The following is a 6,604-nucleotide window of genomic DNA, read 5'->3' as shown; positions in this document are numbered from 1 at the left end:
GGTTTAATGCACCGGTCTTGAAAACCGGCGTGGGTTAATAGCCCACCGAGAGTTCGAATCTCTCTCCCTCCGCCACTAAAACCACCTTCACAGGTGGTTTTTTTGTTTTTGTACAATTAAGTTCGGTCTGGCAAGGCGTTTTTCCCAGATTAATTGTCTGAGAAATAGCTTTGTTGATGCTTTACTAAGCAAACGGTTGAAAATAACAAAAAAGCGCTTTACAAAGCTGCAGCCACTTTCTAATATGCGCCCTGTAACGCGGAGGGATGGCAGAGCGGTTTAATGCACCGGTCTTGAAAACCGGCGTGGGTTAATAGCCCACCGAGAGTTCGAATCTCTCTCCCTCCGCCACTTTCCTGTTTTCTTCTAATATCAATTACATCCACACAATTCATCACAAATCATATAGATTTGTTTCAAATGGTTAACCTTTCTGGCACATTAAGCTGCAACAGTGCAAAACAACGCTTTTTGCCTTAATTTGTTTAGCAAAACCAGCGATGCTCGGCTATGCTAGACAACTAGAATAATTCTAATATCCAGTAATCCGGAGAGCAAAATTGATTAACGTTCTGTTAGTTGATGATCATGAGCTTGTTCGTACTGGGATCAGTCGCATACTAATGGATGAGCGCGGTATCAAGGTGATTGGCGAGGCTGGCTCTGGCGAAGAAGCATTACAATTTTGCCGTCAACACGAACCTGATGTGGTGTTGATGGATATGAATATGCCCGGTATGGGCGGTATGACAGCAACAAAGCGTATTTTACATTATTGCCCTGACATTAAAGTGTTGGCGTTGTCGGTATCCTGTGAAGAGCCGGTGCCGACTAAAGTAATGCAGTTGGGTGCAGCAGGTTTTATTTCGAAAAATTCACCACCGCGTGAAATGGTGTCGGCTATACGTAAAGTGTATTCCGGTGCCCGGCATATTTCTGATGAAGTTGCGCAGAAAATGGCCATGAGCAAAGTGAATAATCAAAGCCAGAATCCGTTTGACGATTTATCAGACCGCGAACTGCAAATTATGATGATGATTACGCAGGGACAAAAGGTAAATGATATTGCCGATCAACTGAATGTCAGTGCTAAAACGGTGAACTCATATCGTTACCGGATGTTTGAAAAGCTGGCAATCAGTGGCGATGTAGAGCTGACACATATGGCTTTGCGCCATGGCATGATCGACATCGCTAAAGCCTGATGTTTGACGCTAAAACCTTTTTAAAGCAGGTTCCTCACCAGCCCGGCGTTTACCGTATGTTAAACGCCGCGGATCAGGTTATTTATGTTGGCAAAGCCAAAGATCTGCGCGCCAGGCTCAGCAGTTATTTTCGCACTAATGTAGACAGTATTAAAACCCGTTCTCTGGTTAGCCAGATAGTGCAGGTTGAATACACACTGACGCATAGCGAAACCGAAGCTCTGATCCTTGAAAACAACCTTATTAAGCAGTTTTTGCCGCGTTACAATGTATTGCTGCGGGACGACAAATCTTACCCTTATATTTTAATCAGTGATCATAAGCATCCGCGTATCAGTTCGCACCGTGGGCCACGTAAAACTGCCGGCCAGTATTTTGGCCCTTACCCCAACGCAGGTGCAGTGTGGCAAAGCCTGAAAAGCCTGCAGAAAATTTTCCCTATCCGCCAGTGTGAAGATGGCTTTTATCGAGCCAGAACCCGGCCATGCCTGCAGTATCAGCTAAAGCTGTGCTCAGCGCCTTGTGTCGGAAAAATCACTGATGAGGAATACCAACAGCAGGTGCGGCTGGCCAGTTTATTTTTGCAGGGTAAAGACCAGCAGGTTATTGATAACCTGGTGCAACGTATGACACAGGCCAGTGAAGCTCTGCAGTTTGAACAGGCAGCCCAACTACGCGATAAAATTATTGCGCTGCGAAAAGTGCAAGAGCAGCAAAGTGTCAGTGGCGAGCATGACGAGATGGATATTATTGGTTTTGCTTATTCGCATGGTGTTGCTGCAGTGCATGTATTGTTTGTCCGGCAGCAAAAAGTGCTGGGCAGCAAAGCTTATTTTCCTAAAGTACCGGCAGATACTGAGGAGAGCGAAATTCTCAGTGCTTTTTTACTGCAGTTTTATCTCGATGGTTATGGCACCCAGCAAATGCCGCGCGAGATAGTGATTGCCAAACCACTGCCGGAGATGGACGCGGTAGCGGCCGCTATCAGCGAAATTGCCGGGCGCAAAGTACGTATTACTTATGCCCAGCGTGGTGAGAAAGCGCAATATCTTAGCCTGGCACAAAAAAATGCCCAGCTATCTTGTGACAATAAACAATCGCTTAGCCAAAAAATGGCCTTACGCTATCAGCAGTTGCAACAGTTATTGCAGTTAGAACAGCCGATAACTCGGATGGAATGTTTTGATATCAGCCATACGATGGGGCAGGCAACGATTGCCTCCTGTGTGGTGTTTGATGGCCAGGGGCCATATAAAGCAGAGTACCGGCGTTACAATGTCACCGGAATTACTGGTGGTGATGACTACGCAGCTATGCAGTTTGCGCTGGACAAGCGTTACACTAAGTTGCAGGATGCAGAAAAAATACCGGATATTATTTTTATCGACGGTGGCCAAGGACAGCTGAATACCGCTATAGCGCAGTTTGCCAACTGGCCACATGCTAAAATGCCATTGCTGGTGGGCGTGGCTAAAGGTACCAGCCGTAAGCCCGGCCTTGAAACCCTTATTTTGGCTCAAAGTGGCCGCAGCATTAATTTGCCGGCAGATGCACCGGCTCTGCACCTTATTCAGCAAATTCGTGATGAAGCACACCGTTTTGCTATTACCGGACATCGTAATAAACGTGGCAAAGCGCTGATTAAAAGCCCGCTGGAGCAAGTTAAAGGTATCGGTGAAAAACGACGTCAGGCATTATTGCAGTATCTTGGTGGCTTGCAGGGCGTAATGCGAGCTTCCGTTGCCGAGCTTAGCTCAGTACCGGGAATATCAAAAGCACAGGCAGAAAAGATTTACCATGCCTGTCATAACAAGTAGCATAGCGGCATACATGCCGTAGAGAATATTAAGATGTGGAATATTCCCAATCTGTTAACCCTGTTCCGACTGTTTCTGATCCCGGTTTTTATCTTATGTTTTTATTCAGGTATGGAGAATGCCCGGTTTTGGGCATCATTTGTATTTTGTCTGGCGGCTATTACCGATGCACTGGATGGTTATCTGGCGCGTAAGTTAGAGCAGTCTACGCCGTTTGGCGCTTTTCTTGATCCGGTAGCCGATAAGGTGATGGTTGCCGTGGCGCTGGTGCTGATAGCGGTAGACAGTGTATCGCTTTGGGTAACCATACCGGCCATTATTATGATAGGCCGTGAAATTGTCATTTCTGCCTTACGTGAGTGGATGGCTGAGCTTGGTAAGCGCGCTAATGTGGCGGTATCTAATTTAGGCAAGTATAAAACTATTGCCCAGATGCTGGCATTAATTGGCTTGATCTGGCGCCCGGAGTTCTGGTTGGTAAGCTGGTTTACGCCGGTAGGTATGCTGTTACTGTATATTGCCACGGTACTGACAATATGGTCTATGTACAGTTACCTCAAAGCAGCATGGCGGGATTTGATACATTAATAGCTGTTTTTGTTGCTTATTAGCGCAACTCAGTCAAATTTTAATCAGTCAGTCATAAAAGCAAGAATTTATTATTGACTGGCTGAATTAAAACAGTAGAATGCGTCTCGTGTTAAGGCACATGGCCATAACAACGCGAGTATAGCTCAGCTGGTAGAGCGCGACCTTGCCAAGGTCGAGGTCACGAGTTCGAACCTCGTTACTCGCTCCAACTCTTTCAAAGAGTGAAAATTGTTTGAATGGCGGGTTGGCAGAATGGCCATGCAGCGGATTGCAAATCCGTCCATCTCGGTTCGACTCCGGGACCCGCCTCCATCACACAGTTTTATCTGGTAAAACCAGAAAACCAAAAAAGTAATGCAGTAAAAGTAATACAGTAAAGTTGTCTGCCCGGGTGGTGAAATCGGTAGACACAAGGGATTTAAAATCCCTCGCTCGAAAGGGCGTGCCGGTTCAAGTCCGGCCCCGGGCACCATTACTCATTATGAGTAAATACCAGATTTCCGCGAGTATAGCTCAGCTGGTAGAGCGCGACCTTGCCAAGGTCGAGGTCACGAGTTCGAACCTCGTTACTCGCTCCAAACATAAAAAACGCAGCCTAGTGGCTGCGTTTTTTATTGCCGACATATAGCCCACCCGCTGGCCGGGTGGGGTTAAAGCTTAGAAATCAAATATATAACGCGCCAGAAATAACACGGCTAGTGTAATCAGCACTATGGCAGCCAAATTCAGCACCAGCCCGGCTTTTACCATATCAATAATTTTCAGCTTACCGGATGCAAATACTATGGCATTTGGCGGTGTGGCTACCGGCATCATAAAGGCGCAACTGGCTGCCACTGCTGCCGGGATCACCAGCATTGCGGCTGAAGTATCCAGCGATATCGCAACCGGGCCAAGTAATGGCAGAAATGCCGCAGCGGTGGCGGTATTGCTGGTGATTTCAGTCAGAAAAATAATCACAGTGGTCACCAGAACAATCAGCAAAACCAGATTAATACTGCCAAGCTGGCCAATCTGTGTGGCGATATAAGCCGATAATCCTGAATTATCGATTTGCGTCGCCAGCGTTAAGCCACCGCCAAATAACAGCAAGACGCCCCAGGGGAGCTTTTGGCAATCTTCCCAGTTCAGAATGCGTTGGCCGGTTTTTAATGACACCGGTAAGATAAACAGCAAGCTGGCGGCAAAAATGGCAATTAGTGTATCGTCCAGTTTAATGCCGCTGATATTGCTAAGGGGCCCGCGAAATACCCAGAAAAAAGCGGCCAGGGAAAACACCATCAGTACTAACTTTTCAGCATTGTGCATAACACCCAACGCCGCTAGCTTTTGCCGGTATAAAGCACGGCTGTCTACTGACGGCAAATTGTCCAGCCGGAAATGAAATTGTGTCAGCCAGAGCCAGCATACCAATAACAGGCTGACTGCCAGCGGTACACCAAACAGCATCCAGTCACTAAAACTGAGTTGTAGCTGATAACTGCGCTCCAGATAGGCAGCTAGCAAGGCATTTGGCGGTGTACCAATTAAGGTGGCTACACCACCAATGCTGGCGGCGTAGGCAATAGACAATAAAACAGCTTTAGCAAAATTATCATTGTGCATGCCTTGCTCTTGCTGCATGGCAATAACAGATAAGCCAATCGGCAGCATCATTACTGCGGTGGCAGTATTAGACATCCACATAGATAAAAATGCCGTTACCAGCATAATGCCGGCAATTTGCTGGCTGGGTTTAGTGCCAACCAACAGCATGGTTAACAGCGCTATGCGTTTATGCAGGTTCCAGCGTTCCATGGCAATTGACAGCATAAAGCCGCCAAGAAACAGGAAAATTAACGGATGAGCGTAGGGCGCTGTAACGTTGCCGATGGTATCTAGGCTAATAAGTGGCACTATAACAATCGGCAGCATGGCCGTAACCGGTATCGGCACCGGCTCTGTTATCCACCATAAAGCCATCCAGCATGTGAGGCCGGTGATCAGCCAGGCATTTGCTGACATACCGCTAAACACAGGTTCAGAGACTAATGTCAGTAAAAACAGTAAAGGCCCAAGCAGCAACGTAATATAAAACGGTAATTTAAACTGCATATGCATAACTATTCCTGGTTGTGTCAATTATCCAAGCTGCCTTCATCATCAAAGCTGCCTTCATCATCAAAGCTGCCTTAATCATCAAAACTATCGTTGTCCAAGCTGTTGTCGGCGGTTTTACTGGAGCTTAGCAGCTGTGCCTCAAGCATCCGTATTTCAATGTCATCCAGCAAACGCCATTGCCCCGGTTTTAAGCCTGCGCCACGAATATGCATAATACGGGTACGTTTTAATGTTTGTACGTCGTAGCCCAGATACTCACACATGCGGCGTATTTGCCGGTTTAGTCCCTGGGTTAAAATAATGGAAAAACTCTGTTTTGAGCGTTGTTGTACAACACAGGGCTGGGTTATGGTATCGAGAATGGGCACGCCTTTGCTCATCTGTTGAATAAAGCGCTCTGTAATGGGCTTATTAACGGTAACCACATACTCTTTTTCATGTGCATTACCGGCGCGCAGAATTTTGTTGACGATATCGCCGTCGTTGGTCAGAAAAATAAGCCCTTCAGAGGGTTTATCCAGCCGGCCTATCGGAAATATGCGCTCGGGGTAGCGCACTGCATCAATGATATTGCCATGAATATGCCGCTCTGTAGTGCAGGTAATGCCTACCGGTTTGTTATAAGCCAGATAAACCCGTTTCGGCTTGGCTTTTAACGGTTTGCCATCAATCAGTACCTGATCATTTTCAGTAACTTTAAGGCCAACCGGCGCCACAGCGCCATTAACCGTAACCTGACCATTTTCAATAAATTTATCGGCTTCGCGACGCGAGCAGAAACCCGTATCACTGATAAATTTGTTTAACCTGTATAACGTAACATCAGACATAACGCAGAAGTATTCCGGCAGCATTTAATAATGGCGATAGTGTAGGGGTTCGGGCTGTTTT

5 protein-coding genes and 6 tRNA genes (1 of these 11 cut by a window edge) are annotated in these 6,604 nt (G+C 46.8%); 9 read left to right on the top strand and 2 right to left on the bottom strand.

The features are described 5' to 3' along the window. The 9 genes from MJX74_RS16875 to MJX74_RS16835 form a co-directional block, all read left to right on the top strand. A tRNA-Ser gene (locus MJX74_RS16875) sits at positions 1 to 75 on the top strand; it begins 116 nt to the left of the window's first position. Between the two features lie 185 nt (positions 76 to 260). Further along, a tRNA-Ser gene (locus tag MJX74_RS16870) sits at positions 261 to 351 on the top strand. Between the two features lie 209 nt (positions 352 to 560). Next, entirely contained in the window at positions 561 to 1,205 is a 645-nt protein-coding gene (gene uvrY, locus MJX74_RS16865) for a UvrY/SirA/GacA family response regulator transcription factor (RefSeq protein WP_068238235.1), read from the top strand. Continuing rightward, positions 1,205 to 3,022, top strand: a complete 1,818-nt coding sequence (gene uvrC / locus MJX74_RS16860; RefSeq protein WP_240224201.1) for an excinuclease ABC subunit UvrC — start codon at positions 1,205 to 1,207, stop codon at positions 3,020 to 3,022. The genes uvrY and uvrC overlap by 1 nt, the downstream gene beginning before the upstream one ends. A 33-nt stretch (positions 3,023 to 3,055) precedes the next feature. Further along, positions 3,056 to 3,610, top strand: coding sequence for a CDP-diacylglycerol--glycerol-3-phosphate 3-phosphatidyltransferase (pgsA, locus tag MJX74_RS16855; protein ID WP_068238239.1), 555 nt, complete (start codon positions 3,056 to 3,058; stop codon positions 3,608 to 3,610). Positions 3,611 to 3,745: 135 nt separating this feature from the next. After that, positions 3,746 to 3,821, top strand: a tRNA-Gly gene (locus MJX74_RS16850). 30 nt (positions 3,822 to 3,851) lie between these two features. Continuing rightward, positions 3,852 to 3,925: transfer RNA gene (locus MJX74_RS16845), tRNA-Cys, on the top strand. A gap of 73 nt (positions 3,926 to 3,998) precedes the next feature. Beyond that, positions 3,999 to 4,085, top strand: a tRNA-Leu gene (locus tag MJX74_RS16840). 30 nt (positions 4,086 to 4,115) lie between these two features. Beyond that, positions 4,116 to 4,191 (top strand) — tRNA-Gly (locus MJX74_RS16835). 79 nt (positions 4,192 to 4,270) lie between these two features. On the opposite strand, the gene MJX74_RS16830 is transcribed toward MJX74_RS16835, so the two are convergent. Beyond that, positions 4,271 to 5,713 carry an SLC13 family permease gene (locus tag MJX74_RS16830; RefSeq protein ID WP_240224200.1) on the bottom strand — a complete coding sequence of 481 codons (1,443 nt, stop codon included), beginning with the start codon at positions 5,711 to 5,713 and terminating at the stop codon, positions 4,271 to 4,273. 71 nt (positions 5,714 to 5,784) lie between these two features. Beyond that, positions 5,785 to 6,543, bottom strand: coding sequence for a pseudouridine synthase (locus MJX74_RS16825; protein WP_240224199.1), 759 nt, complete (start codon positions 6,541 to 6,543; stop codon positions 5,785 to 5,787). Positions 6,544 to 6,604 lie beyond the last annotated feature (61 nt).

It is taken from the genome of Rheinheimera hassiensis (assembly GCF_022436675.1).
Taxonomy (GTDB): domain Bacteria; phylum Pseudomonadota; class Gammaproteobacteria; order Enterobacterales; family Alteromonadaceae; genus Alishewanella; species Alishewanella hassiensis.
This window is presented reverse-complemented; position numbering and strand designations above follow the sequence as displayed.

Excerpts from the sequence above, each read along its gene's own strand:
- uvrC (WP_240224201.1), top strand. The coding sequence starts at position 1,205 with ATGTTTGACGCTAAAACCTTTTTAAAGCAGGTTCCTCACCAGCCCGGC.
- pgsA (WP_068238239.1), top strand. The coding sequence starts at position 3,056 with ATGTGGAATATTCCCAATCTGTTAACCCTGTTCCGACTGTTTCTGATC.
- MJX74_RS16830 (WP_240224200.1), bottom strand. The coding sequence starts at position 5,713 with ATGCATATGCAGTTTAAATTACCGTTTTATATTACGTTGCTGCTTGGG.
- MJX74_RS16825 (WP_240224199.1), bottom strand. The coding sequence starts at position 6,543 with ATGTCTGATGTTACGTTATACAGGTTAAACAAATTTATCAGTGATACG.